The organism is Vibrio sp. 397, assembly GCF_033339395.1.
Lineage (GTDB): Bacteria > Pseudomonadota > Gammaproteobacteria > Enterobacterales > Vibrionaceae > Vibrio > Vibrio alginolyticus.
In genome coordinates, this window is the sequence record NZ_JAWOUN010000003.1 from 319,598 (window position 1) to 345,820 (window position 26,223).

At 44.2% G+C, this 26,223-nt stretch carries 32 protein-coding genes; 13 read left to right on the top strand and 19 right to left on the bottom strand.

Going from position 1 to position 26,223, the window contains the following annotated elements:
* Position 1 precedes the first annotated feature (1 nt).
* A complete protein-coding gene (locus R7P36_RS06870) occupies positions 2-547 on the bottom strand; it encodes a TetR/AcrR family transcriptional regulator (protein ID WP_115386815.1) in 546 nt (181 codons plus the stop codon).
* Between the two features lie 98 nt (positions 548-645).
* Between R7P36_RS06870 and R7P36_RS06875 the strand changes: the two genes are divergently transcribed.
* From R7P36_RS06875 to R7P36_RS06890, 4 genes are all read left to right on the top strand, one after another.
* The gene (locus tag R7P36_RS06875; RefSeq protein WP_017634430.1) at positions 646-1,119 is read left to right on the top strand and encodes an HPP family protein; all 474 of its coding nucleotides are present in this window, start codon (positions 646-648) and stop codon (positions 1,117-1,119) included.
* A 138-nt stretch (positions 1,120-1,257) separates the two neighbouring features.
* On the top strand, positions 1,258-1,473 hold the full coding sequence (locus R7P36_RS06880) for a TIGR02450 family Trp-rich protein (protein WP_005374999.1): 216 nt from the start codon (positions 1,258-1,260) through the stop codon (positions 1,471-1,473).
* Positions 1,474-1,585: 112 nt separating this feature from the next.
* A complete protein-coding gene (locus R7P36_RS06885; protein ID WP_005386881.1) occupies positions 1,586-1,963 on the top strand; it encodes a PH domain-containing protein in 378 nt (125 codons plus the stop codon).
* Between the two features lie 10 nt (positions 1,964-1,973).
* Positions 1,974-2,192 (top strand): DUF6500 family protein, encoded by a 219-nt coding sequence (locus R7P36_RS06890; RefSeq protein WP_017634431.1) that lies wholly within the window; start codon positions 1,974-1,976, stop codon positions 2,190-2,192.
* On the opposite strand, the gene R7P36_RS06895 is transcribed toward R7P36_RS06890, so the two are convergent.
* From R7P36_RS06895 to fliD, 9 genes are all read right to left on the bottom strand, one after another.
* Entirely contained in the window at positions 2,189-2,476 is a 288-nt protein-coding gene (locus R7P36_RS06895) for a hypothetical protein (RefSeq protein WP_005375002.1), read from the bottom strand. The two genes, R7P36_RS06890 and R7P36_RS06895, sit on opposite strands and share 4 nt — an antisense overlap.
* Positions 2,477-2,553: 77 nt before the next feature.
* Entirely contained in the window at positions 2,554-3,549 is a 996-nt protein-coding gene (locus tag R7P36_RS06900) for a flagellar motor protein MotB (RefSeq protein ID WP_005375003.1), read from the bottom strand.
* Positions 3,549-4,406, bottom strand: coding sequence for a flagellar motor stator protein MotA (gene motA / locus R7P36_RS06905; RefSeq protein ID WP_005375006.1), 858 nt, complete (start codon positions 4,404-4,406; stop codon positions 3,549-3,551). The genes R7P36_RS06900 and motA overlap by 1 nt, the downstream gene beginning before the upstream one ends.
* Before the next feature lie 10 nt (positions 4,407-4,416).
* Positions 4,417-5,145 carry a FliA/WhiG family RNA polymerase sigma factor gene (locus R7P36_RS06910; protein WP_005375008.1) on the bottom strand — a complete coding sequence of 243 codons (729 nt, stop codon included), beginning with the start codon at positions 5,143-5,145 and terminating at the stop codon, positions 4,417-4,419.
* Between the two features lie 12 nt (positions 5,146-5,157).
* Positions 5,158-5,658: a flagellar basal body-associated protein FliL gene (gene fliL, locus R7P36_RS06915; RefSeq protein WP_005375011.1), complete on the bottom strand. Its 501-nt coding sequence runs from the start codon at positions 5,656-5,658 to the stop codon at positions 5,158-5,160.
* Positions 5,659-5,680: 22 nt separating this feature from the next.
* Complete coding sequence (locus tag R7P36_RS06920) at positions 5,681-6,754, bottom strand: flagellar hook-length control protein FliK (protein WP_213899098.1); 1,074 nt, start codon at positions 6,752-6,754, stop codon at positions 5,681-5,683.
* The gene (locus R7P36_RS06925) at positions 6,751-7,071 is read right to left on the bottom strand and encodes a hypothetical protein (protein WP_005375013.1); all 321 of its coding nucleotides are present in this window, start codon (positions 7,069-7,071) and stop codon (positions 6,751-6,753) included. The genes R7P36_RS06920 and R7P36_RS06925 overlap by 4 nt, the downstream gene beginning before the upstream one ends.
* Entirely contained in the window at positions 7,055-7,441 is a 387-nt protein-coding gene (fliS, locus tag R7P36_RS06930) for a flagellar export chaperone FliS (RefSeq protein ID WP_005375014.1), read from the bottom strand. The genes R7P36_RS06925 and fliS overlap by 17 nt, the downstream gene beginning before the upstream one ends.
* Positions 7,442-7,473: 32 nt before the next feature.
* Positions 7,474-8,820: a flagellar filament capping protein FliD gene (gene fliD, locus R7P36_RS06935; RefSeq protein ID WP_005375015.1), complete on the bottom strand. Its 1,347-nt coding sequence runs from the start codon at positions 8,818-8,820 to the stop codon at positions 7,474-7,476.
* A 416-nt stretch (positions 8,821-9,236) separates the two neighbouring features.
* Here fliD and R7P36_RS06940 point away from each other — a divergent pair, with 416 nt between their 5' ends.
* Positions 9,237-9,524 carry a hypothetical protein gene (locus R7P36_RS06940; RefSeq protein WP_213899099.1) on the top strand — a complete coding sequence of 96 codons (288 nt, stop codon included), beginning with the start codon at positions 9,237-9,239 and terminating at the stop codon, positions 9,522-9,524.
* 70 nt (positions 9,525-9,594) lie between these two features.
* Here R7P36_RS06940 and lafA read toward each other — a convergent pair whose 3' ends face one another.
* From lafA to R7P36_RS06985, 9 genes are all read right to left on the bottom strand, one after another.
* On the bottom strand, positions 9,595-10,446 hold the full coding sequence (gene lafA / locus R7P36_RS06945) for a lateral flagellin LafA (RefSeq protein WP_005375019.1): 852 nt from the start codon (positions 10,444-10,446) through the stop codon (positions 9,595-9,597).
* Positions 10,447-10,746: 300 nt separating this feature from the next.
* Complete coding sequence (locus R7P36_RS06950; protein WP_005375023.1) at positions 10,747-11,517, bottom strand: EAL domain-containing protein; 771 nt, start codon at positions 11,515-11,517, stop codon at positions 10,747-10,749.
* A 19-nt stretch (positions 11,518-11,536) separates the two neighbouring features.
* Positions 11,537-13,627 (bottom strand): flagellar biosynthesis protein FlhA, encoded by a 2,091-nt coding sequence (gene flhA, locus R7P36_RS06955; RefSeq protein WP_005375024.1) that lies wholly within the window; start codon positions 13,625-13,627, stop codon positions 11,537-11,539.
* Between the two features lie 31 nt (positions 13,628-13,658).
* On the bottom strand, positions 13,659-14,786 hold the full coding sequence (gene flhB, locus R7P36_RS06960; protein WP_213899100.1) for a flagellar biosynthesis protein FlhB: 1,128 nt from the start codon (positions 14,784-14,786) through the stop codon (positions 13,659-13,661).
* Complete coding sequence (fliR, locus tag R7P36_RS06965; RefSeq protein WP_005375027.1) at positions 14,783-15,559, bottom strand: flagellar biosynthetic protein FliR; 777 nt, start codon at positions 15,557-15,559, stop codon at positions 14,783-14,785. Before fliR ends, flhB begins: the two co-directional genes overlap by 4 nt.
* Positions 15,559-15,828 carry a flagellar biosynthesis protein FliQ gene (gene fliQ / locus R7P36_RS06970; protein ID WP_005375036.1) on the bottom strand — a complete coding sequence of 90 codons (270 nt, stop codon included), beginning with the start codon at positions 15,826-15,828 and terminating at the stop codon, positions 15,559-15,561. The genes fliR and fliQ overlap by 1 nt, the downstream gene beginning before the upstream one ends.
* Before the next feature lie 12 nt (positions 15,829-15,840).
* Positions 15,841-16,599 carry a flagellar type III secretion system pore protein FliP gene (fliP, locus tag R7P36_RS06975; RefSeq protein WP_005375037.1) on the bottom strand — a complete coding sequence of 253 codons (759 nt, stop codon included), beginning with the start codon at positions 16,597-16,599 and terminating at the stop codon, positions 15,841-15,843.
* Between the two features lie 18 nt (positions 16,600-16,617).
* On the bottom strand, positions 16,618-16,989 hold the full coding sequence (gene fliN, locus R7P36_RS06980; protein ID WP_005375038.1) for a flagellar motor switch protein FliN: 372 nt from the start codon (positions 16,987-16,989) through the stop codon (positions 16,618-16,620).
* Positions 16,986-17,804 (bottom strand): FliM/FliN family flagellar motor switch protein, encoded by an 819-nt coding sequence (locus R7P36_RS06985; protein ID WP_005375039.1) that lies wholly within the window; start codon positions 17,802-17,804, stop codon positions 16,986-16,988. Before R7P36_RS06985 ends, fliN begins: the two co-directional genes overlap by 4 nt.
* Before the next feature lie 379 nt (positions 17,805-18,183).
* Here R7P36_RS06985 and R7P36_RS06990 point away from each other — a divergent pair, with 379 nt between their 5' ends.
* The 8 genes from R7P36_RS06990 to fliJ are packed head-to-tail and all read left to right on the top strand — an operon-like array spanning position 18,184 to position 26,207.
* Positions 18,184-19,203: an OmpA family protein gene (locus R7P36_RS06990; RefSeq protein WP_213899101.1), complete on the top strand. Its 1,020-nt coding sequence runs from the start codon at positions 18,184-18,186 to the stop codon at positions 19,201-19,203.
* Positions 19,203-20,534 carry a sigma-54 interaction domain-containing protein gene (locus tag R7P36_RS06995; RefSeq protein ID WP_031778880.1) on the top strand — a complete coding sequence of 444 codons (1,332 nt, stop codon included), beginning with the start codon at positions 19,203-19,205 and terminating at the stop codon, positions 20,532-20,534. Before R7P36_RS06990 ends, R7P36_RS06995 begins: the two co-directional genes overlap by 1 nt.
* Positions 20,535-20,549: 15 nt before the next feature.
* The gene (gene fliE / locus R7P36_RS07000; protein WP_005375045.1) at positions 20,550-20,906 is read left to right on the top strand and encodes a flagellar hook-basal body complex protein FliE; all 357 of its coding nucleotides are present in this window, start codon (positions 20,550-20,552) and stop codon (positions 20,904-20,906) included.
* Between the two features lie 3 nt (positions 20,907-20,909).
* Entirely contained in the window at positions 20,910-22,661 is a 1,752-nt protein-coding gene (gene fliF / locus R7P36_RS07005) for a flagellar basal-body MS-ring/collar protein FliF (RefSeq protein WP_005384024.1), read from the top strand.
* On the top strand, positions 22,630-23,643 hold the full coding sequence (locus R7P36_RS07010; RefSeq protein ID WP_005375048.1) for a flagellar motor switch protein FliG: 1,014 nt from the start codon (positions 22,630-22,632) through the stop codon (positions 23,641-23,643). Before fliF ends, R7P36_RS07010 begins: the two co-directional genes overlap by 32 nt.
* A 4-nt stretch (positions 23,644-23,647) precedes the next feature.
* The gene (gene fliH, locus R7P36_RS07015; protein WP_017820534.1) at positions 23,648-24,403 is read left to right on the top strand and encodes a flagellar assembly protein FliH; all 756 of its coding nucleotides are present in this window, start codon (positions 23,648-23,650) and stop codon (positions 24,401-24,403) included.
* On the top strand, positions 24,396-25,742 hold the full coding sequence (fliI, locus tag R7P36_RS07020; RefSeq protein WP_005375057.1) for a flagellar protein export ATPase FliI: 1,347 nt from the start codon (positions 24,396-24,398) through the stop codon (positions 25,740-25,742). The genes fliH and fliI overlap by 8 nt, the downstream gene beginning before the upstream one ends.
* 24 nt (positions 25,743-25,766) lie before the next feature.
* Complete coding sequence (fliJ, locus tag R7P36_RS07025; RefSeq protein ID WP_005384016.1) at positions 25,767-26,207, top strand: flagellar export protein FliJ; 441 nt, start codon at positions 25,767-25,769, stop codon at positions 26,205-26,207.
* The last annotated feature ends 16 nt before the right edge of the window (positions 26,208-26,223 follow it).

Below are 26,223 nucleotides of genomic sequence, written 5' to 3' on the forward strand. Positions count from 1 at the left end.
ATTAAAGCTTGTGCAAAATGGTCACGCATTTCTTCGTGATGTTGTCGTACTCTTTCGTCATGTAAGCGGTAGTGATCGCGCCCTCTTTCATGATGCAAATGGCATCGAGTAATGCAGCGTTGTCTGATTTGAGATAGTGTTGAATTAGCTCTCTGACTTGCTGCTTATGGTAGCGGCAATACGTTGCGATCTCGCCACTGTCGTCACTGAATTCCGCGGACGTATTGATGAAAAAGCAACCGCGAAACTCGCCCAACTTTTCTTCAGAGCCATGAAACCAGCCGTTGAGTGCTGTAAATAACTGATCGATTACCTCCGCGCACGTTTGTGCTGAAGAAAGCTTTTCCTCCAACCATTCCATAAATACTTGGTGGCGTTGTTCTAATGCGGCGATGATAAGCGCTTCTTTGCTCTCAAAATGGTTATATAGCGTGCGTTTAGCCACGCCGGAAACATTGAGGACTTCATTGATGCCAATAGAGTTGATGCCTTGTTTATAAAACAGTGACAAAGCTGTGTCGATCAATAACTGTTTCTTTTTGTTCATAACTACGTCCTCAAAAAGTTCCATAAACACATATTGACAAAAGTAGACAGATTTGTCTATTTTATTTTGTAGACAATTCGGTCTACTTTGAGGTGTTTATGAATAATTTAATTTTATCGTTGGTTGCCGGGCTTGGCGCTACGTTGGCTATTGGCGTATTGTCCTACGCTGAGGTATCACTGACGGAGGTTGTACTCCTGATGGCACCATTTGGTGCTACCGCAGTACTGGTGTTTGGGGTGCCTAGCAGCCCTCTCGCTCAACCAAAAAACGTGATCATTGGTCACTTCATCACGGCATCTATCGGTATTGCGTTTAGCCAGTATGTTGACGTCACGCCGGTCACGCTCGCGATTGCGACGGGGCTAGGTGTTTCTGCGATGCTGATTACGAAGACCACTCATCCACCTGCGGGTGCAAATCCAATTTTGATCATGGCGTCTGGGCAGGGATGGAGTTTTCTCTTCACGCCTGTCCTGATTGGAGCGATAGTGATTGTTCTGGTCGGTAAAGGGTTACAGTTGCTACAAAGTCAGTACCTAAACCCTCGACTGAATGGTCAGAAGACCTAGTCGGATTGTAGTTAGAGCCGCGAAAGGGAGTGATCTCTTTTGCGGTTTTATCTTTTGTCGGTTTGCAAAAACAAAATCTGATTCTCTCTTGGTATTCAGTCGTATACATCAACATGGTAGTTAAATTGGTACAATGCGATGAACAGAATCCACCCTAAGAAACTATTGCACAGTAAATGGACGGCAATTTCACCTAAAAACAAAGAGAAGCATTTTGTCGTGACAGAAATGGAACTAGATGAAGATGGTAACGTTGTGAGATGTGTCATCGAGGCAGTCATGAGTAAACGCGACCGAGAGATGAACTGGCAAGACCTAAAAGACTCTGAGCAATGGATGCAAGGGTGGAAGTGAGTGACGCTTCGTTGTTGGGCGAATCAAGCAGAAACGTGCGTTGCGAGTAGGCAAAAGTGGTGCTATCTGATACGTTGATAATTCGTTCTAACGCCCACTCAAAGGATTAATTATGATTGATTTCGACAATTCCTCTGTATTTAAGCTTAAGCCGATTGACGTTTCTAATGCCAGAGAAGACTTCCTTAAGTTCTTGATTGATGGTGAGACTATTTTCGCTGCTTTTAAAACAGTTCGTGACCAAGTGGTGTTTACGAACAAGCGAGTGATAGCGGCAAATGTGCAAGGGATTACCGGCTCAAAAGTGGATTACACTTCTTTGCCTTACAGTAAGATCAATGCATTTTCTATCGAGACCTCTGGTACTTTTGATTTGGATTGTGAAATCGAGTTCTTCATGAGTGAGGTGGGAAGAGTGCGTTTTGAAATTAAAGGCTCGTTTGATTTGATTTCTTTCAACCGTATGGTTAGTGAGTATGTACTAGGTTAAGGGATTAGAAATGAGAGCTTCGCTGAGAGACAAAATTATAGAGGTCTGTGACAAAAAGATCGCGAGTAAAGGTGAATTGGTTGGTCTCTCATTTTATGCGTTTTTCGCTAATAAAAATGACGACCCAGAGCTGTTGATGGAAGCGGCTACGTGGTGGATTCAGACTCATCAGCTCGACCACTTCGAAAAAGCAGTAAAAATAAAATCAATGGTCGAGTCGGGGAGCTAAATTAAAAAAAAGAAGTAAAGAAAGCAGACAAATGCTAATAACGTTGCGGACAAAACAGGGTAGATAATGTAAGAGTCCTGCTTGTTGGTTCGTTGAAAGCATAGCGAAACAAGTAAGACGTTATAAACAACAAGTAACAAGCTGATCATGGTTCCGCTGTTTAGTGTCATACTTGATAGCTGAGTTAAGAAAAACGCCAATAAAAGGTAATCGAAGACAATGAGCCATAAAAAGGCTTTCTTCAGTAAGTCGCTTTTTCTTTTTTCGGATGATGTTATGTGCATATAGAACTCAACTAAAAAGTCACAGTAACAGAGGCTTTGGTTAGAGAGGTCACCATCAGAGTGGTGACCTTTTAAGATTATAATTCTTGAATTTTTACTTCGCTGGTGGCGGTATCGCCGGAGTAATTGATGACTTCTTGACGAATGACTGGTTGGTTAAATTCAGCCTTATCTTTCGCTTTTTGCAGTTCACTTTCTTGGTGGTTGCCAAAAAGGGTCTCAAGCACTTTAGCGGCAGGAGTCGTTAAAACAAACAGCTCAATACGACGGTTTTCGCTAGAATCTGGCTCATCAGGATTAAGCAGCGCTCTATCTGACATACCCGTTACCTGCATTACTCTATCGTCCGGCATACCGCCTTCAACTAACGTATTTCTTGCTACGTCTGCTCGAGAGGCTGATAACGCCCAGTTAGATTGACGACCAAAACGCTTTTTAAATGGAATTGCATCTGTGTGTCCGCTGATGATCAGAGGGTTGTTAACACGATGAAATACAGGTGCTAGTGCGAGCAGTAAATCTTCAAAAAAAGGAGTAAGTTCTGCACCACCACGGCTGAACATATGCTGTTTGTAATCATCTTGAAGGACGATACGCAAACCTTGTGGTGTCACCGTGACGTTTACATTTCCCTGCGCATTAATTTGGGCAGTCATTTGCTCAATTACTTTCGCTAGTGCGGCAAGTTGCTCTTGAGTATCGAAGTTACCAGGAATCAAAGAATCAATTTCTGGTCCATCCCCATCACCTTTAAAGTAAGAGCTTACTACATGGTTGGAGTTGTGTTTACTTGGCACAGAAGAGTCCTGTGCCAAGTCGATAGGAGAAATACTTTGTGACGTATCAAATGGGTTGCCGTAACTCTTATCGAATACGCTTGAACTATGCAAGTGGGCAACAATCGCTTTACGCTCTTCTTTGTCTACCACCTGCATAACCCAAAGTACAAGAAACAGCGCCATTAGGGCGATCATGAAGTCAGCAAACGCGACTTTCCACGCGCCGCCATGAGACGACTCATCATGGCTGTATACTTTGGCACGTTTGAACACTACATGCTCTTGTTTTTGCATTATCCCTCCTGTTCAGCTAACCACTTCTCCATTTGGTTGAATGTTGGTTTGATGTCTAGCTGAATATGTTTACGACCAGCGTCAATGGCGAGCAATGTCGGCTTTTTCGCTACGTAGGCAACCAAGGTTGCACGAACGCACTCAAAAGCAGTCATATTACGTTTTACTCGCTGAGCCATGGCGTTACTTAGTGGATCTAAGCCACAGTAACAACCGAAAATACCAATGAATGTACCAACGAGAGCTGCCGCAACGTGATAACCAATCATAGCGATTGAGCCATCAATAGCTTGCATGGTGATAATGATGCCACCAACTGCTGCAAGAATACCGAAGCCAGGTAGTGCTTCTGCTGTACGCTGTAGTGAGCGTGAAGGTAAAAGCATTTCGTTCTGTATTGCTTCGATTTCTTGCTCTAGCAGTCCCTCTAATTCATGAGGCGACATCTGTCCCATTGCCATTAAACGTAAATTGTCAGTAATGAAAGAAATTAGGCGATGATCTTCTGCGATCGTCGGGTAAGCGAGGAACATAGAGCTTTGCTCCGGAGCCTCAATATGAGAATCCAGAAACTTGTATCCGCGGTTTCTCGCTGTCTCTAGCAAGTTGTTGAGTAGTGCCATTAATTCCATGTAGTACTCATGCTCTTCTGTTGGACCTTTAATGGTCGCTGGCACTTGGCGACGCATTTCTTTCAGTACATGAGGCGGATTACCGATGATCAAAGAACCAGCAGCGGCGCCAATAATGATAAGGAATTCGGCTGGCTGCCAGATAGCACCTAAGCTACCACCGGCCCACATATATCCACCGAAGACGCACACCAGGATAGTGAGCACTCCAAAAAACTTTTGCATCTTGTGACTCCTAAGAGGACATTAATTGGTTGAGTTGTTTCAGCGCTTGTTTGTGAAGCTGACATATACGAGGTGGTGTCAGATCCAATACCAGAGCTATTTCGTGTAAGTTGAGTTCATGTTGATAGAACAGAGTCAGGAGCAGCTGATCGCGCTTAGGTAACTTACCCAAAGCACTGTCTAAACTACGACGAATATGTTCATGTTCCATGCCATCGTATTGCCCGCCAATGTAGCTATCACCGCTGCTCTCCATCAGTTGGTCAAGGCTTTGCATCTCGCCTGCGAGAGCGGCATTTTGGCGGTTGTAATAATCTTGCTCATTCGTCCCTAAAGCCTGGATGATTTCGGCATCCGTTGGCATTCGACCTAACGTTCGAGTGAGATCTCGAGTCACGTCGTTGAGCTCGTGGGCTTGTTGACGAGTCTTACGTGAACGCCAATCTAGTCGGCGTAATTCGTCTAAAATAGCTCCCCGAACTCGACAAACGGCGAAAGCAGGAAAGTGAGGATCGTCAACATCGCCATATCGGCGTCCAGCCTCGACTAGAGCGATAAGGCCTATCTGCTGCATATCTTCAATACTACAGTGAGAAGTGGCATGAACGCGCAGCTGGTTAACTACGCGTTTTACCATGACCTGATGACGTTGTAGCAATGCGTTTTCATCAATTGGTCGTGACGGTGTTGTCACTTCCTCTTCTGTGGTGTAAGTGTCTTGTACATTCATGTCTAACATGGTTGTGCTCCGTTATTGCACAACATATTTAGTCAACAAAACATCGTCGATTTCTCGGACGATGTCTGTTTTAGCAAAAGCGAGTAGAAGCGTTTGCTTCACTTCGTCTTGCAGAATATCGATGGCACCCGCTTGCTGTAACTGATCAAACGTTTTGTCGCTAAACAGTTTTAATAGAGAGTTTTGTACCATAGGCATGTATTCATCGATCTCTTTGATACGCTCTGGACGGCGTGTCTCAATTGCCAGTTCTAGCATCACAAAGTGAGTCTGTTTCTTGCCTTTAACGGTCAAAACGACTTTGTCCAAAGGATGGAAGCTAGGACCTTTACTTGTCGGTTGTTCTGTGACCAAAAAAGACAGTGGAGAGTCTTCGATCAGTGAACCAGAGTCAGGTGACTCTTGAGCGTGTTTGTTTAAGTACCAGATTCCGCCCATAATTGTGACGGCCGAAACGAGGGCACTGGTGATGATCATGGCGATAAACAGGGCGATCATTTGTTGTTTGGTCATAACCTTTTTCCTCGAAGATTCACTAAGCTTGAGTGCTTAGCCAGTGTTCTGAATAGTTAGTTGTTGTCGTGGTTTGGAATGCACCAGATTCTCGTGCGGCGAAAATATTGGCGTCTTCTTCGTTTGCATGTGGGTCATTTCGACCTTGGTTTTGATCAGAGCCAACATTGACATCGACATGAACGAAGTTTTGCTCTTGTAACTCAGTACGCAATCGTTCCGAAACTTGCATTAAAGCTTCTCGTGTTGCTGCGGCATTGGCGTTGATGTGGACACTCAATCGGTCACCTTCAACACGTACAAGTAAATCCAATTTCCCTAAGTCTGGTGGGTCTAGGCGGATTTTTGCTTCTTGTACATTTTGTTGAGCTTGGAGCGTCACGCGATCATGTAATACTTGCATCATTTGCTCCCCCCACTTTCCGGCAGTGGTATCAACACGCACCGCTGCCCACTCAGAGCCTTGAGCTTGAACATGACTCGTCGCAACCGGTGAATGTGCAGGTTGTGTTGTAGGAGCTTGTGCTTGAAGTAGAGATGCGGTTGGTTGCCCTTGAACAGGTTGATTCAAAAGAGTTTGAAACTCAGCACCGGAGATAGGCAAACGCGAACTCGATGAAGTCGGCAGACTTTGCTTCACATCTTGTTTTGATGATGTGTTTAACATAGCGTTAGACGAATCTTGAGTAACAGACTTAACTTCGCTCGCAGTCATTAAAGATGACGCTTTTCCTAGTTTCTCAGCCTGCTTCTCTGCCATGGTAATCATACCCTGGGTTAAAGCTTGAGCTTGCGCTGCAAGATCAGTCGATTCTGTTAACCCTGGTGTACTGGTCAAGTTGGCATCCGGATCTGAAGCTGAGCGGCCATCAGTATCAAAACCATGACTTTGTACTTTGTTTGCGCTGTTCAAAGTAGAGGCCGTAAGGTGAAAACTCGGTACCGCTGACGCAGAGTTAAAGTCTTGCTCACCATTCTGCTTGTTCCCTGATTTAAAACCATGAGAAAAGCCGTGTACCGAGTTCGCTTGCTTGATGTGACCCTCATTGTTAGCTGGTGAATTACCCGAGTGCTGAGTTGAAGAAGGTATGATCATTGAGTTAGCTCCATGGTCATTGCTAATTGATAGGCCATAGCGCGTTCTTGATGGTCATTGACCATGTTCATCTCTTTTTTCAACTCGTTGGTCGACTTCTCTAATACTGCGAAGGCATTAGCGTGCACTGTTTTCGCTCGCTGGATTTCAGGTGCAAGCTTAGGATCTTTCAAAAAAGGCTTGTGACTGATCAAAAGCTCACGCAACTGCAAGTCGTACCGCTTGAGCGCATGCCAATCGGCGGTTTTTGCGGCGAACTGGATGAGCTGAGATAAATGACGGAATCGCTCTGGCGATACTTTATGCTTGTTGTCCAAAATTCATCCAACCTTCACGAATGTTACCCATTACACGCTCAACGTTAACCAAGCGATTTGCATCGTTTTGCACGCTAGCGTAATAAAGTTCGACTTGGCAGAAGTCATACAGCTGGCGTAGGTTTTCCGCAATTTCACCGCCGTTTTCATCATCTAGAGCACTTGTTAGTCCAATCAAGATGTTCATGCATTTGTTGATTCCATTCCCTTTCTCGGCCAAACGATTTGCGGCTAGGTGGCCGCGAATACGCTCAACTTCATCGAGTAGGCCATCGATTAACATGATGACCAATTGGTGTGGATTTGCTGCTGCCGCTTGAGCGTCGAGATCGACTTGTTGGTACGAATCGTAACCAGAATCCATAAGCATGAATATTTCTCCTAAATTTGGAACCAAATGTCTTATTTTTGAGCATTAAACATGGACATGGTTTGGTTCATTTGGGTCATAATTGAATTCATTTGAGTGAATTGTTTGAGATAGCGGTTGTACGACATTTCGTACTTACGCTCTAAATTGGTTTGTTTATCTTTGATTCGGTCTAAGCTTGACTGTATTGCGTCTTTACGCGTGCTGAAGGTTCCTGATGAGAACTTCAAGAAAGGCTCTACCATCGCGTCAAGAGAATCTAGCAAAGCGTCATCCCCATTAAACAACGCCTCTAAGCCTGCGCTGTTTGTTTGTTGAGCTTCTTTGAACTTTTCTTGATCAACTTTCATTTTACCGTTGCGGTCTAGGCTCACGCCGATTTCGCTTAGGCGCATACCATTGTGTTCACCTCGGATTAACCCCGTTAACTGACTCTCAATAGAACGCAATGTCGAGTCGCTAGCGAGCACGCCGCGTTTCTGATCTTCACCGCCAATTTGGGTGTACTGATCGATAGTCGAAACAAGGGCATTGTAGGTTTCCACAAACTTATCTAGTTGTTCTTTAGTGCCTTCGCTATCAGCTCCAATTTTTAAACCGATTGGCGAATCTCCCGCGGCTTGCGGTTTAGATACGGTAATGTCAACACCGTCGATGACACCTTCAAAAGTATTACTTGCGTTGGTTAGTTTCAGGCCTGAGTCTTTTGCACCTAGCCACATAACCGCATCTTGCGGAGCGTTGATTTGCTTGAGGTTGGTGAAGGCGTCTTCAAACCACGCTTGGCCAGTACCCGATGCAGATACGTTGATCTTATTTTCGACACCAGTCTCAGTGCTCGATAGCATAAAGTGTGTTTGACCATTCGAGCGAACTAGAGTGGCGTTAACGCCAGGGTTATCCGTGTGATTGTTAATCGCACTGGCTAAATCACTGATCGTTGCAGTGCCGTCACCATTAACATCAACGGAGGACAAGTCTAGAGTCATTGTTTCACCGTTGATGGTGAATTCTAAAGATCCAGTTGTTGGTACTTCTGTCGTCGCCTCAAGGTCTGCAGGCATTCCTGTAGATACTTGATGCGCCGTTGCCACTTTTTCTACAAAAATCTGATAGTTACCCGTTAGCGCTTTAGCATCCGCGTTTGCAGTAAAGTTACCTTCTTGAGAGAGTGTCGCACTGTTTTTGATGATGCTGTTTGTGCTGTTATTCATCTCTTTCATTGCAGTACGAAAATCACGTAGTGCGCTTTCAACTTTATTAAAAGCTGACAGTTGTGACTGGTACACATTAGCTTGCGCTTGGTAACGGTTTTTGAATGGGTTTGTGTCCAATTGTGCGAATTGGGTTGCCATTTTTACTGGGTCTAAAGAACTCATGAGGTGTGCTCCTCTCATCTCTTATTGGCTTGAATACTTTGAATGCTACGCCTTAGTTTAATTATCAGTGGCAAGATGCGTGCCGTATATTAAATTCAATTAAAACAAAGGTTTAAAGCTATTTTGTTTTCTTGGGAGGAAGTGGTGTTTCCACCTTGTTTGTTCCGCCTTCCTCCATGGAAAAAGTAATTTCCTTATAAGAAAAGGCGACCTAAACAAAGAAAATATTTAATTGTATTGACGGTTCTAATTAGGAGAGATGTTTTAATTAGACGTTATATTCAGCCTTTACTTCAGCTTGATTCAGATAATTCTTACAGAGTGCATTAATTGCGTTCTGATATTATTTTTGATAGTGCGATGTGCAAGTGTTCTCACTAAAAATTAAATTTTTTACGTTTCAAAGAATGTCAGTTATGAATGAATTTGCGTTACGATTGATGAAATGTGCTCGTGCATATGAAGAGTTCATTAACAAAAAACTATTAAGTAAACAGAGCATCAATTCTGATGAGATAGCTAGTATCTTAAAGGAAGCTAAGTTCAATTTTCCTGAACTTAGAGATAGTAAAATAGGAAGCAAATTAGAGACGATAGAATTAGAACTGTTTAATAAGGTTTTATTTAATATTATGTTGAAATTCGGATTCAGAGTGCCTGAATCTCACAAAGATAATACGAGATCTATTTATATTCGTAGATAAAAATAAAGCCTTCCATAGGAAGGCTTTATAATTAAGACGATTTAAATTAAGCGCACTATTAACTAAGTAATTAGCGTAGTAGTGACATTGCCATGCTTGGAAGCTGGTTAGTTTGAGACAGAACAGTTGTACCTGCTTGCATCAACATTTGGTTCTTAGTCATGTTTGAAGACTCTACTGCAAAGTCTGTATCCATGATACGACCTTTAGATGCTGTAACGTTTTCTACCATGTTACCAAGGTTAGCCATAGTGTGCTCAAGACGGTTGATGTTCGCACCGAAGTCTGCACGAGAGCTACCAATTTTTTCTACTAGACCGTCAGCGCCGCTGATTTTGTCTAGTGCTGCTTTTGCTTTAGTCGCGTCATCGATACCATCTGTAATTGCTGCATCAGCAAGAATAGTAGTGATTTCACCGATACCTGCGCTTGCGCTTACAGTCAATGTTTCAGCAGAAGATGCACCGATTTGGAATGTTACGTCACCTGCACCGAAGCCGCCGCCTTTAAGAAGGTTTTGACCACCGAACTTAGTGTTGTCTACGATGTTGTTTAGTTCTGCAGTAAGCTGTGTGAACTCTTTGTTAAGAGACGCACGGTCTGTTGCACTGTTTGAACCGTTCAACGATTGTGTAGCAAGGTCGTTCATACGGTAAACGATGTTTGTCATTTCATCCATCGCACCTTCAGCAGTTTGCATCATAGAGATGCCGTCTTGTGCGTTACGCATTGCTACTGACATGCCGCGTGTTTGCGCTTCTAGACGGTTAGCAATTTGAAGACCAGCAGCGTCATCAGCAGCTGAGTTCACACGGTAGCCTGTGCTTAGACGTTCCATTGCTGTGTTTAGAAGTCCGCTTGTTGTGTTCATTGTGTTTTGAGTTACAAGCGAAGCGTAGTTAGTGTGCATTGATAAAGCCATCTTAGTCTCCTTAGTTAGTCACTATATCTTTCAGGCCTCGGGATATTCCCTTGTCACTAACTAGAGGCGGTCGGTCGGCTTTAATGATTAATTTGAAAATTAAAAAATTTCTAAAAAAGATAAAAATTGATGATTTTTAGTGATTTGTATTCCATGAAAACCGGGAAAATCATCATATAAGCCTAAATTTTTTAGTTAAGTTAAAGAAACTATTGCCCAATGATCTTGTGGTTATCCGTTATAAATAAAAAACAGCACGAATAAATCGTGCTGTTTTAAATATAAATGGTTGAGTTTCAACTATTCCTCATCAAAAGATTGAAAGGAGAGAGAGGTTGGGATATCGCTGAAATAACCAAAATAATAACTGGCACCCAATAAACGATACCGGTTAAGTTCCGTTTGACTCGCTACACGTCCGGCAACCCAAGTATATTTATGCTTTCTTAAGAACTTAGCAATAGGTAGGAAAGCGTGTCTTTCTTCTTTATCTTCTAGTGTGACTGACAATTTGATCATATCGGGACTAAAGTCTGCGACGCGCTCGAAGTTCACTTGCGATGTCGCGACTTCAAACCAAAGTGAATATGCATTCTCTTTTAACTTTTTGGTGAGTGTGGCGACTTTATCACGATCACATAACGTTTCATCAGCTTGAAGAGAAGGAATCACATGTTGAAAAGCAGAAGAGTGGAATTGAATCGTCTGTTCGAGAAAATAAACCCCAGGCTCCCACAGTAATGCATCCACGCGAATCGGCACGACAACATTACTAATCAAGTCGTGATGAAAGGCTTCTAACTGAAATTGTGTTTGTCTTAGTGCAAGGTAAAGACTGAACAAATCCAGGCAGTACTGCATTTGTTCAGAGAGTTTGAATTGATAGACACTTTGTTCTCCACGCATACCAAATCTCAACGTCAGGTGTTGGAATTCTACTTCTCCTGATTGAGCTTCCCTAATTGCTTGGCATGCGTGTTGGACATCATTGTGTTTTAAAGCATCAAAGACTAATTGATCGTCATCCGTGACGATATGTTGTACTGCGAGACCAACCAAATGTTCGTACATCGCATGTGTTGAAATAAGATTAACCAAGGTTTCCTACCACATTGATTTGTTTGTTTTCTGGGATTTCGTTGTAAGACAATACTGCCAGCCCTTGTGTAAATGTGCGAGCGTAACGCGCTAGAAGAGGGCGCAGCTGTGGCATAACGAGAAGGATCGGAGGTAGCCCCTGTTGTTTAAGCTGTTGTCTGATCAATGGCAAGTTTTGTTGGAACTGACCAAGAATGTTTGGCTCAATTGGGAAGCTATCTAGTGTTACCGTACCAGAAGATTGTGCTTGTTGCAGTGAAGTTAGTAGCATTTGTTCTAACTCATCAGACAGTGCGTAGACATTTAATTCGTTCTTTTGTCCTGCAATTAAGTTAACAAGCGTACGCTTTAGTGCACAGCGTACATCAGATGCAAGTAGGATCGGGTCCTTTGTATTTTCCGCGGATTCCAACATTGTGTTGGCAATCGTGCGAATATCTTTTAGTGGCACTTGGTCCAATAAAAGCTGACGATATACTTTCAGCTGCTGCGCTGGATTAAGTGCTGCTGCTAATGCTTCTGCTAGTTTCGGGGCTTGTTGTGTCAAACGCTGGGTTATTGCTTCCACATCGTCGTGCGTAAACAATTCTGCAAGGTTTGTCTTCATGATTTTACTAATATGAGTGGCAATAACAGTGCCATCATCGACAACTTGGTAACCCATATTAAGTGCTTTTGCTTTATCTTGATGCTCAATCCACACAGCTGGCAACTGATAAGCAGGATCGCTACCCAAAATGCCATCTACCTCACCGTAAGTTTCGCCAACCGCTATCGCCATTAAACGCTCTGGTTCAATAAAGCCTTGCTCAATGACTTCGCCATTTAGAGAAATTGTGTATTGGTTTGGCTTGAGGCTCAGGTTGTCACGAATACGAACTTCAGGTAATAAAAAGCCAACTTGTTCAGAAAGGTTTCGACGCACACCGCGGATACGTTGTGATAAAGGAGCCCCTTGTTCTTTGTTGACTAGATGGACGAGTCGGTAACCAAGCGCAAGTGATAATGTTTGGACGTGAGGAATATCATCCCATGTCAGCGGTGTATCATCGTCTTGCATTGCTTGTGAGAGTGCTTCGACCTCTTCAATCTGGGAGTCTTGCACTGGCTTCTTGGTTTGACGCCACCCTGCGAACGCTAATGCGCCAGCAAACGCAAAAAAGGCTAGGTGTGGCATACCCGGTACCATACCGATTACCGCCATAATACCTGCGACAGTAAATAGCGTTGCAGGAGTTGCCAGTAATTGCTTTTGCATGGTTTCCGACATGCCATTATCGCTATCATTAATTCGCGTAACGATGATCGCGGCAGCCGTTGCCAACAGTAGTGAAGGAATTTGAGCAACTAGACCATCACCGATTGTGAGTAGGGCATAAGTTTTAAAGGCGTCAGACGCAGCGAGTCCATGCTCGAAGACACCAATACTGATACCACCAATGATATTGATAAACAGAATCAACAAACCTGCGATGGCATCGCCACGCACAAACTTTGATGCACCATCCATCGAACCATGAAAATCGGCTTCGTTGGCGACTTCTTTACGGCGTAAGCGAGCCGTTTCCTGATCGATAAGGCCAGCGTTTAAGTCGGCATCAATTGCCATTTGTTTGCCTGGTAAAGCATCCAACGTAAAGCGGGCTGAAACCTCAGAAATACGTTCACCACCTTTGGTGATTACGACGAAGTTGATGATCATCAAGATGACGAACACCACCATACCAACGACGTAGTTACCGCCAATGACGACTTCACCGAATGCTTGAATGACCTTACCCGCTGCGTCACCACCATTATGTCCTTCTAGGAGTACAATTCGCGTAGAAGCCACGTTCAATGTGAGACGTAATAATGTTGCGACCAGCAAAATAGTTGGAAAAACAGAGAAATCTAATGGTCGCTTTGCGGTTGTGCTGACGAGCAATACTAGAATTGCTAAGACGATATTAAAGGTAAACAGCGCATCCAGTAGCAGAGGAGGCAAAGGAAGAATCACCATTGCTAATATCATTAGCAAGACGATTGGAATGCCAACGTAGCCTTTGGTTGATGTTTGAAGTTGTTTTAACCGGTTAAGCATACTTTCGTGTCCTTGGATAAACGCGGGTTAATCAGTGCTGCAAATGTTTTGGAATCGAAAAATGAGGTAAAGGAATTGGCTCTTTTCCCTCACCTTTACGAAAGGCTTTCAATTGCAAAACGTAAGTAAGAATATGTGCCACTGCGATGTACAGTTGGCTTGGGATTGCTTGTTCAATCGCCGTCGTGTGATAAATCGAACGGGTAAGTGGCGGGGAGTTAATGATTTCCACTTTGTTTTCTCGGGCGATACGTTGAATGTGCATAGCAGTTTCGTCTACGCCTTTTGCGACGACAAAGGGCGCGTCAGAAAGCGAAGGCTCGTATTTCAGTGCGACTGCGTAGTGCGTTGGGTTTGTGATGATCACGTCAGCCGTCGGCACCATTTTATCGATCTTACGGCGCGCAAACTGTTGCTGTATTTGACGAATACGTTGTTTTACTTCCGGACGACCTTCATTATTTTTAAATTCCTCTTTCAATTCTTGTTTCGTCATGCGGAGTTCTTTTAGGTGTTCCCAACGCTGATAAGGAATGTCGATAACCCCAAATAACAACAATGCAAAGCCCATTAAGAGTAAGCCTTCAAACAGAATTGACATTACTAGAGAAAAACCTTGGCTGAGTGGGAGGTTTTGCATGCCAAGTAATGGCTGTAAGTGGTTGTCTAAATAGCCATATAAGATGCCGAAGATCACGGCTACTTTGAACGTCGACTTTAAGAGCTCAACCACTGAGCGGGTCGAAAAAATGCGCTTTATCCCGCTCAAAGGATTAATTTTGCTGAGCTTTGGCATCACGTTCGCGGGACGGAACATCCAGCCGCCTAGCACAAGGCTACTACCACAGGTCACGATAATAATGACGGTAAACAATGGTAATAGCATGTCGATGATGACTGCTAAACTTTGTCCCAATTGCTCGATAAGTTGTTTAGGATTTTCTAGGTCGGCTCGCGTCAGCATCATGTTGTAGCGAAAGATCCCCGACATGCTTTCCCAAATACTATTAAGCTGAGAGTAAAAGTAGAGCGCCACCGCTAGAAATATTACTGCAGTAGTAAACTCTTTCGCGCGAGGAATTTGTCCTTCCTGGCGGGCTTTCTTTACCTTCTGCGGTGAGGCTTTTTCAGTTTTGTCTTGAGAAGATTGATCGCTCATGCTCCCCCCAACATAAAGTTACTCAAGTGTCTAATGGTGTCGTGAACGAGCGCCGTGTAGCGACCAGGAACACCAGAAACTGAGATTAATACGCTGAATAGACCCAGCAGCATCGTCATAGGAAAACCTAACGCATAGACATTAAGTGATGGTGCGGCTCGGTTCATTACACCAAAACTGATGTTGGCTAGAAGCATGGAAACAATAGCGGGCAAAGCCAAAGCTAGTGAAGAGGCAAACATCCAACCGAAAATATTGACAACACCTTGCAGAGAAAGCGATGTGATACCAGATCCGACTGGCCAAACAACAAAGCTTTGAATCACGATATCTATGACGAGTAAGTGTCCTTCTAGCGCGAGGAACAACAAGGTTGAGAAAATCAGAAATATGCGTCCCAAAATGGCGACAGAAAGCCCGTTAATAGGATCATTCATCATCGCCATACCTAAGCCCATTTGCAGAGAAATCACCTGGCCAAGCATGGTGAAAACGTTAAAGAGCATGTGCAAAATTAACCCAAACATTACTCCCCAAATAGCTTGCTCAAAAGCAAGGAACAGGGAAGTCATAGAGAATAACTCGACTTGTGGCATGGGTGGCATTAACGGTCCAGTAATGACAACGATCGAGAGGGCCAGTAAAGTACGAACCCAAACAGGAATAATCGCATCACCAAAGAAAGGCATTGAAATAAATACGGCCCCCACACGAAAAAACGGCCACCAGAGTTGACCGAGTATCGCCGAGAGCTCTGCAAATGTGATGGCCATTAGCCAATCATCCCTGGTATGTTGTGGAACAAGAAATCAAACAGTTCCATGATCTTACGTAGCATCCAGTGACCTGCAAAAATCACCATTAATAAGGTAACGAGCAAACGTGGCAAAAAGCTGAGTGTTTGCTCGTTGATTTGTGTGGCAGCCTGAAATACGGCGATACACAAACCGACAATTAAGCCTGGAACAACCAATACGGCAACCATCAAAATGATCAGCCATACTGCATCGGAAAATAACGTTACGGTTAGTTCTGGGGTCATAACTGCTCCTAGTTAACCGAAGCTGGCAGATAAGGTGCCAACTGTCATTGCCCAACCATCCACGAGTACAAATACCACCAACTTAAAGGGAAGTGAGACAATCAAAGGTGATAGCATCATCATACCCATTGCCATCAGGACACTGGCGACAACCAAGTCGATGACCAAAAACGGGATGAAAAGCATAAAACCAATTTGGAAGGCGGTTTTCAGTTCACTAATGACAAATGCAGGCAAGACAACGGCAAATGAAATATCCTCAACGTTTTGGTCGAGAGGCTCATTGGCAATACGTAACATTTGTTCAAGAGAGCTTTGGTGCGTCTGTGCCAACATGAACTCTCTCACTGGTTTCTCTGCAACAGAAAAAGCCTGTATTAGCGTGATTTCGCCGTTGTCGTATGGCTGAAACGCATTTTCATAAATATCGCTCCAGACAGGGCGCATAATCAGTAACGTCAATGCGAGAGCGATCCCGACCAACACTCTGTTAGGTGGGCTTTGTTGAAGACCAAGAGCTTGGCGCAAAATCGCAAGGACAACGACAATTCGAGTAAAGCTCGTCGCCATCAAAATAAATGCTGGAAGAAAACTGAGCGCCGTCATCAACAACAGAATTTGCAGTTTAACGCTGTATTCTTGTTGTGTGTCGCCATCAGAAACGGACAAGATAGTTAAGCCGTTGTCAGCCGCCATTGTTGGGAAAGCAAACAAAAGTGACACCAATACCAAAAGAGGTAACCAACGGTGCCAAGCGCTCAGATTTTTCATTGTGATGCCTACCTAAGATTATTGACCAACGCCACTCAATGCAGAGTCATGTACATCGATCAGACGAAGTCCATACTTATCATTGACAACGACAACTTCAGCGTGGCCCATAAGAGAACCGTTTACTTTCACGTCTAAAGGCTCGCCATTGAGCTTTTCCAACTCGATAACCGTGCCTTCACCCGCTTTCATTAAGTCCCCAAGTGGGATCTCCTTACTCGCAACTTCCAGCGTGACTGTGACAGGAATGCTTTTGAAAAAGCTAAGGTCACGTTCCGCAGTGGCTGGTTCTTGTTGGAGCGTATCTTCGGCTTCAAAGTCTTCTAATTGAAAATCATCAAAGTTCAGTTCTTCTGCGTCGAATGCATTAGTTTCTAGCGCTTCGCTCATCGCTGCGGTTCCTTATCAGGGTTAAAGATCAAAACAAGTTGGCCGTCTTGCTCGGCAATACGACCTGTAAATAGAGATTGGTTGCCAATGCTTACTGGAACCGTGTTAAGAAGCTCAATAGGTAAAATATCGTTGGGTTGTAAGCCAACCACATCACTTAAAGGCATCTTCTTTTTACTTAGAACAACGTTCAGTCGAACGGGGGTCGTCTCTAAAGAACGACAGAAAGGTTGAAACAAATCGGTATCAGGCTGCAGTTCAAGCTGCTCGATTAGCGTTTGAATAAGATGACCATCTAGCTTGAGATGAATTGAGCCTTGATGATCGTCAAACGCAATGTTTAATTGAACGTTAATGCCAATACCTCTAGGGGTCTCATACTCACCCGTGTCCCACATTTCACCAGGAGCAAGCCAACCGATGATGATTCGACTGATGCGCTCTTGTAAACGTAAGTCACTGGCCGTCAGAGTAGCGGCTGAACGCTCTGCACTTGCACCATAAAATCTATCAGCCAACTTTATTAGCGTGTGAGGGTTACCATGGATGAATACCATGCCGCCTTCCTGATGTTGATAGGTCGACGTTTGCTCTTTGTCCATCTCAACCGATGTAAAGCGGTGCAAGTCTACTGAGGTTAAGCTAGCTTCCACTTTTCCTGTGCTGAGCCAATTTTGTAATTCAGTCGTAAGGTTTGAGCAAGATTCTGAAATTAAATTATCGAGCTTCTCACGAATGATATGAATAGGTTTGCCTAATAATTCTACATCAAGTAGTTGACTATCAGAAATAGGCTCGCTAACTCTATTTTCCATTTATATTTTACCGTGCGTTAACAATCGAAAGTGTTTTAACTTAATGGCGTGTAGTCTACACAGAAATTTTAATGATCTTTTAGCTCCAAACTCTAAGATTGTGACTTTAGTTCACATGTTGCTTTGTTCATATAGTCATAATCTTTTAATGAAATTTAAAAAGAGTTAGTTTTCTTTATAAATCGCTTAATAAATAAAATAACAATGTTGAGCGTTTTAGTTGTTATAGATTTTTTAAATTGCCTTTATGGCGTAACAACAACTTCAAACAAATAAATTATAAGATACTGTTTTTTATGCTTAAAGCTTCCATTGGAGGCTAAGCGTGCTCTCTTGAGCGTTTTGTAACCAATTTTAATATTCAGAATAGGTAATTAAAATGATTAGCTATGCCAGTTCTCTCGGCTTGGTGGCATATTTAATTAAACGGTTTAAGTCATGGGAATGTAAGATATACATGAATCATGTCCGTTTGATAATTTGTAACACAATTATTGTTATCAGTTTTATTTTTTCAAAAGTGTCATATTCAGAAGAAGTCTTAACAATCCCTATGGACCTCTCTAAATGGACATATGAGGGAAATAAATTCAAATGCAACTTGTTGCAATCAAATAATGACTATGGGAAGTTTTATTTCCTAGCGGAACCTAATAATAAATTCTATTTTATTTCCGATATAGAATATGAAAACAATAAATGGAAAACGATTGCTTTAACAACTCAAAATGCTCCTTGGAGTAATGAGCTTTATAGAAAAGAATTTGGCTCCCTTGAATTTACTAAGCCGTCTCAGCGTTTCATCTTTAATAAAGGCGCTGAAGAATTCATGGATTCAATTGCTTCGGGTAGTTGGGTGACGCTGTCACTTAAAGGAAGTAATGCTTCCTCTGTTTCAGAGATTGTGATTCCTACTCTTCAAATTCAAAACGCATTGAAATCATTTAATGCGTGTCGCGCGCGATTGCCTAAATTGTCTTTTTCAGAGGCAAGGGATATGGCGCTCTCATTTGAGTTTGGTCAGAAGACGTTAAGTCGTGGACAGAAAGCAACACTAGAAGCGCTGTATAGCTATGTATCTGTGGATGATCGAGTGACCAAAATCCTCATCGACGGTCACACCGATAACGTTGGTTCAAGTTTAACGAACCTTTCTGTGTCACGTACTCGAGCAGAGCAAGTCACCAATGCTTTGATTGATCTTGGGGTCGACGAGTCGATGATCGAAACACGAGCTCATGGTTCACGTTACCCAATTGCCAGCAATAACTCGGTTAATGGCCAAGCAAAAAACCGACGTGTCACCCTGCGTTTAGTGAGGGACAACGAGTATACGGCTGCGAAACACTACCCAGATCTACAATCACAAAATCAACAAACGAAAGTTAAGGTTCAATGATGACGAAAACGAAAATTTTGTTGGTTGAGCCAAATGAAGCTCTTGCTCAACCAGTATTGGATGTGTTGCAAAATGCAGGTTACACCGCGAAACACACTCGTACTGGTCGAGGCGCTCTGCTTGAAGAGCGAGCAGAAATCACTTTAGTGAGCTCTACGCTGCCGGATATGTGTGTTCGTGAGTTTGTCGCGTGTCACCAAAAGCAGCGAAATTCGGGTGTTGTTATTGCGATTGTCGACCAAGAACAAGGCATCTTGGCTGCTGAGACGATGAAAGCGGGCGCTACTGATTATCTATTACGCCCATTTGAATCTAATCAGTTGGTTAATCTGCTTAAACGTGTTGAAGCGCTAGGTAAGCCAATGGCCAACATTGTTGCGGAGTCTTGGAGAAGCAAACAAGTTCTGCAATTGGCGCATCGTGCAGCATGTACTAACGCGAGTGTGCTTATTACAGGTGAATCGGGAACGGGTAAAGAAGTGCTGGCGCGATATGTGCATGAGCACTCTCCGCGTATCAATGGTCCATTTGTGGCGGTTAACTGTGCCGCCATTCCAGAGTCAATGTTAGAGGCTGTGCTATTCGGTCATGTAAAAGGCGCGTTCACCGGAGCGACAAATTCTCAAAGCGGTAAGTTTGAAGAAGCAAATGGCGGGACGATTCTGCTTGACGAGATTGGTGAAATGTCACCTGCGGTTCAAGCGAAATTGTTACGCGTCCTTCAAGAGCGTGAAGTAGAACGTGTTGGTAGCCATAAAGCCGTTCAGCTCGATATTCGTGTTATTGCGGCAACCAACAAAGACTTACGTGAGGAAGTTCAAAAAGGCACGTTCCGTGAAGATCTTTATTATCGATTAGATGTGCTGCCTCTGCACTGGCCGCCTTTGCGTGAAAGAAAAGAGGACATTCTACCGATTAGCCAATTCTTTATTGAAAAGTATCAAGATAGCAGCCGCTGTCACCTATCCCAAGATGCGATTAGTGCGCTGAGTCAGTATCACTGGCCGGGCAATATTCGTGAGTTGGAAAATGTCATTCAACGCGCTTTGGTCATGCGTCATGGTGATTACATTACAGCCCATGACCTGATGCTGCCTATTGAGCTTGTTGCGTCAGTTCCTACAGCAGAGCCAACTTCAAGTTTTGGTCATGTAGAAGCGAAGAAGCAAGCTGAATATCAGTTTATTTTGGAAAAGTTACGTCAGTTTGGTGGAAACCGAACGAAAACCGCAAACGCGCTTGGAGTCTCTACTCGAGCGCTACGCTACAAGCTCGCAGCAATGCGAGAACATGGTATTGATTTACAGTCGGCACTAGGCTCGGCTGCCTAATAGGAGAAAAAATAGATGGCAAGTCAACCTACTCATGCGGTCTCGGCAGAGCAACTTATGTTGTCAAAAATGCAGGCGATGCAGGCACAAGTGCAGCCGCCAGAGTTTATCGTGAGTGCAAATCCTTTAGATCAACAATCACTAAACGCACCTTTATCGTTCTCACAAGCGATGACAAATGTGTTGGATACAGTGAATCAACATCAATCAGTGGCTAGTCAAAAAATGACGGCCGTAGAAACAGGAAAAAGTGATGACCTAGTTGGTGCAATGGTCGCGAGCCAAAAAGCCAGCTTGTCCTTTAATGCTTTGATGCAAGTGCGCAACAAAGTCGTGACCTCATTTGAAGATATTATGAAGATGCCGGTGTAATTCATGTCAGAACTAACCCCCCAAGTCGCCGGAAACACAGCTATGGCTACCGGCACAGCACAGACATTTTCTACTGCCAACGGCATGGACGATGTGACAACGAAGCTGAAGCAAATCTGGTCTAGCAGTCAGAGAAACTTAGTGCTATCTGCGGTGTTAGCTGCGATTGTTGCAGCGATTATTGTGGTTGCACTATGGAGTTCCTCGCAGAGCTTTCGTCCGCTATATAGCCAACAAGAGCGTTTTGATATCGGCGAAATTGTGTCGGTATTAGAAAGCGAAGGCGTAAGCTACCGCATGCAAGAGCAAAATGGACAAGTTCTTGTACCAGAAGGTGAGGTTGCGAAGGTGCGCATGTTGCTTGCATCAAAAGGTGTTAAAGCTAAGCTGCCGACAGGTTTGGATTCGCTCAAGGAAGATAGCTCTCTTGGTACGAGCCAATTTATGGAAACGGCGCGTTATCGTCATGGTTTAGAAGGTGAGTTAGTACGTACTATCATGTCTTTGAACTCAGTAGCGAACGCGCGTGTTCATTTAGCAATACCTCGTCAAACTCTATTCGTCCGCCAAAACAGTGAGAATCCTTCAGCATCTGTCATGCTTGAGCTCAAACCTGGTGAAGACTTAAAGCCTGAACAAGTTGAAGCGATCATTAACCTAGTGGTCGGCAGTGTCACGGCAATGAAGCCAGAATTTGTTTCTGTCATTGACCAGTATGGCCGTCTTCTTAGTGCGGATGTCGCTTCTGCGGAAGCTGGTAAAGTAAATGCGAAATATCTTGAATACCAGAAGAGTGTTGAAAAACAGATCATCCAACGCGCAGCAGATATGCTTACGCCGATTGTGGGGCCGAGTAACTTCCGAGTACAAGTCGCTGCCGATCTGGACTTTAGCCAAGTTGAAGAAACACAAGAAATTTTGGATAACGCACCGGTTGTGCGTAATGAGCACACCATTCATAACAACTCGGTTGATCAAATTGCGTTGGGTGTTCCTGGTTCTCTAAGTAACCAACCGCCAGTGACAGGATCTGGTGAAGTGGAAACGAACGATAGCCAAAACACGAATGCGCGATCTGAAGTGAATCGTCAATATGCTGTAGGGAGCAGTGTTCGTCGTACTCAATACCAACAAGGCCAAATAGAAAAGCTTAGTGTCTCGGTTCTGTTGAACTCCAAAGCTTCGCCAGATGGTGTCGCGTGGAGTGAAGCCGATAAAGAGCAAATCTCAAACATGATCATGGATGCTGTTGGTATCTCTGCCACACGAGGTGACAGCTTAAGTTTAATGAGTTTCAACTTCACCCCAATTGAAATTGATGCTCCTCCTGCACTGCCGTGGTGGCAAGACCCTACAGTACAGCAGCCAATACGCTACGTTATTGGTGGCTTGTTAGGCTTGGCGATGATCTTCTTCGTACTGCGTCCATTAATCATGCACCTAACTGGCGTTGATAAACCTGTGCCTGAGCTAAATTTTGCTGAGCCTCAGGAAGAACCTGACTACGAAAACTTGCAAACGCGTGAAGAACGCGAGCATGAAGAAGTACTTGATCGCCGCCTATCTGAAAAAGGCATCTCAGCCTCTTCAGGTTTAGATGTAAACAGCGACATGCTACCACCAGCAGGTTCGCCATTAGAAATTCAATTGAAACACCTACAGCTTATTGCTAATGAAGAGCCAGAGCGCGTAGCCGAAATACTGAAACAATGGGTAAACATCAATGAACACAGTTCTATCAAAGCAGACGCTTAGTTATGTTGAACAAACCGCGCTCGTGCTATTAGGCATGGGCGAGGATGCCGCAGCGAAGGTTTTGCAACACTTTAGCCGTGATGAAACCCAGCGTGTGACTCGTGCAATGGCGAAGTTAAATGGCATTAAGAGCGATTCTGCTCGTGGTGTTATTCAAACTTTCTTTGAAGATTTCCGTGAGCACAGCGGTATTCGAGGAGCCTCTAAGGAATACCTATCTAATACATTGCGTAAAGCATTGGGTAACGATTTGGCAAAAGGGTTATTAAATACCTTATATGGCGATGAAATTCGCAACAATATGCAGCGCTTACAGTGGGTGGAAGCAGAAACTCTCGCTCGTTTCATTGTGAACGAGCACCCACAAATGCAAGCAATTTTTCTAGCGTATTTGCCAGCAGACAGCTCTTCAGCGGTATTGAAGCACTTGCCACAAGATTACCATGACGAAATCTTGTTCCGTATTGCTCAATTGCAAGATATCGATCATCAAGTTGCCGTTGATTTGCATGAACTCGTTGAGCGTTGCATCGAAAAAGTATCCGCAAGTCAAAGCACGCCGTTATCAGGTGTTAAGCAAGCAGCAGATATCATTAACCGCTTTGAAGGTGACCGTGGTTCATTGATGGAAATGCTGAAGTTGCATGATGAAGATGTTGTTAATGCAATTGAAGAAAACATGTTCGACTTTATGGTTCTTGGCCGACAACGCGAAGAAACTATGGACATGTTGGTGCAGCAAATCCCGCTAGAGTTGTGGGCTGTTGCGCTAAAAGGTTCCGATATTACCTTACAACAAGCTATTAAGCGTTCAATGCCGCAACGTATGGTGAAAGCGCTAGAAGATGACATGGACGCACGCGGTGCTGTTGCGTTAAGTCGAGTTCAAAAAGCACGTCAAGACATCATGCAAATGGTACGTGAGCTGGATGAATCTGGTGAAGTTCAGCTGCTTCTCTATGAAGAGCCAACGGTGGAGTAAGGTCATGCTAGAGACAAAATCAAGTACTATGCGATTGCCTCCGAACGGGTATCGTTTACACCGTTTTCCGCCTTTAGCGCAACCTAAGACTATCGAAGACGAATTCGGGCTAGATAACCAAGGCTGGCAAGAACCTCAAATTGATATCCAACAGCAACTTGAAGAAGGTTTTCAACAAGGTTTGCAACAAGGACATGAGGAAGGCTTACGCCAAGGTATCGAACAGGGCAAGCAACAAGGTCTGTTGGAAGGCCAAAAAGAAGGTTTCCAAAAAGGCTTTGTTTCCGGTGAGCAGTCTGGAAAGCAAGGCTTTTTGGAGGCGGCGAAGCCTGTCAATGAACTTTTTCACGCCCTTTCTCGTTGGCAAGATGAAAAAGAACAGCAACAACGCCATATGATTTGTGAACTGGTACAAAAGGTAGCTCAGCAAGTGATTCGTGCCGAGCTCACTTTAATGCCTCAGCAGATCCTAGCTTTGGTGGACGAGACATTGTCTGCCATGCCTGGTAAAGCGGAAACAGTAACTGTGCATTTAAATCCGCAAGATTTAGAGCGCATTACTCACATCAATGCTGATTTGCCGCAATCTTGGAAACTGGTCCCTAATACGGAGCTTCCTATTGGTGGCTGTCAGTTAGTGACTGATGACGCAGAAGCGGATGCGAGCTGCGACTCTCGTTTGGAAGCCTGTATGGACAATGTAAAGCAACACCTTTTGGATGAAGTCAGTATTCCACAGGTAGAGTCTGAGCATGAGTAATACCCTAAGCCATGAACTATTAAGTGAGCGTTTGAGCGAAGCCTTGGCTTCGCTCGATTCAATCCCTGTTGCTCGCGTAACAGGGCGATTGATAAAAGTAAACGGCTTAATGTTACAAGCCGTAGGGTGTCGGTTTAAGCTTGAGCAGCGTTGTCTCGTAGAAACCGCGGAAGGCGATATGATCGAAGCGCAAGTTGTGGGCTTTGAACACACTATTGCTTACCTCATGCCTATCCGCCGTTTAGGCGGTCTGTTTGCAGGTGCAAAAGTCATCCCTCTTGATGGTGACAGTACCGTGCAGCTAAGCTCTCAGTGGTTAGGACGCGTACTGAATGGTTTAGGTGAGCCGTTAGATGACGGGGCACCGCTTAAGGGGGGTGATCGAGTTTCACTTGAACCAAAACCGATTAACCCACTGAAGCGACGCCCAGTTGATACGCCACTCAACGTAGGCGTGCGAGCGATTAATGGACTATTGACGGTAGGCAAAGGCCAACGTATTGGTTTGATGGCTGGCAGTGGCGTCGGTAAAAGTGTGTTAATGGGGATGATCACCAAAAACACGGAGGCCGATGTAATTGTGGTCGGGCTTATCGGTGAGCGAGGCAGAGAAGTACGTGAGTTCATTGAGAGAAACTTAACCCCAGAAGCGCGCAAGAAAGCGATCATTATCGCGGCTCCTGCTGATGAATCCCCGCTAATGAGGTTAAGAGCGACACTACTTTGTCATCGCGTTTCAGAGTATTTCCGAGACCAAGGCAAAGACGTTCTACTTCTGATGGACTCTCTAACCCGATACGCCATGGCACAGCGCGAAATCGCTCTTTCGCTCGGTGAGCCTCCAGCTTCTCGTGGTTATCCGCCCTCAGTCTTCAGCGTGTTACCTCAACTCCTAGAGCGAGCGGGTAACAGTGAAAATCAACATGGTAGCTTAACGGCAATTTATACCGTATTGGCAGAAGGGGACGACCAACAAGATCCTGTCGTGGATTCCGCGCGCGCCATCTTAGATGGGCATGTCGTTTTATCGCGTCAACTGGCTGAGCAAGGGCATTATCCCGCGATAGATATCAACGCGTCTATTAGCCGTTGTATGAATACTTGTACGCAGGACGCACACAGCACGATTGCGAATAACTTCCGTCAAATGTACTCCAACTACCTTCAGGTTAAAGAGTTACTGCCATTAGGGGGTTATCAACCAGGACAAGATCCTGAGTTAGATCAATCTGTTGCTATGTATCCAAATTTGCGTGCATATCTACAACAAGCTGCCAACGAGTCTGTAGATTACCCAACCAGTTTGACCGAGCTCGCGCAGCTTTTTCAAAGTGCTTAATCAAATGGGAGTGACAAGGCTGAAATGAAATCCAAGTTAAAAGCCGTAGGCAAGTTACAGCAAATGGAAGAAAAACAGCGTGACCGTGTGGGTCAACAACTTGATGCCATGCGTCAGCGTCACTCCCATCTTTCAATGCAATTGGAACAGTTGTCGGCGTTGAAAGGCCACGCTGGACAATCAACCCGAACCGGCCCGACGCTGACGAGCGCGGCTTTGATGAACTTTAATCGTGTTGACCAAATGCTACAAAGAATGCTTCGTCACCACGAGCAAGAGCAAGCCGTTATGCAAGCGGAATGTGCATCTGTACAGAAAACGCTAGAACACAAGCACGCACGCGTTCAAGGGTTAGAAAAAGTGCTTGAACGTTGGCGTACTAAGCAGAACTATGAAAAAGCGAAAAAAGAGCAAAAGATGATTGAAGACATCATTAACTCTCGCGTTAAGCGCAAGATATTATGATGTCTTGTTGACGCTA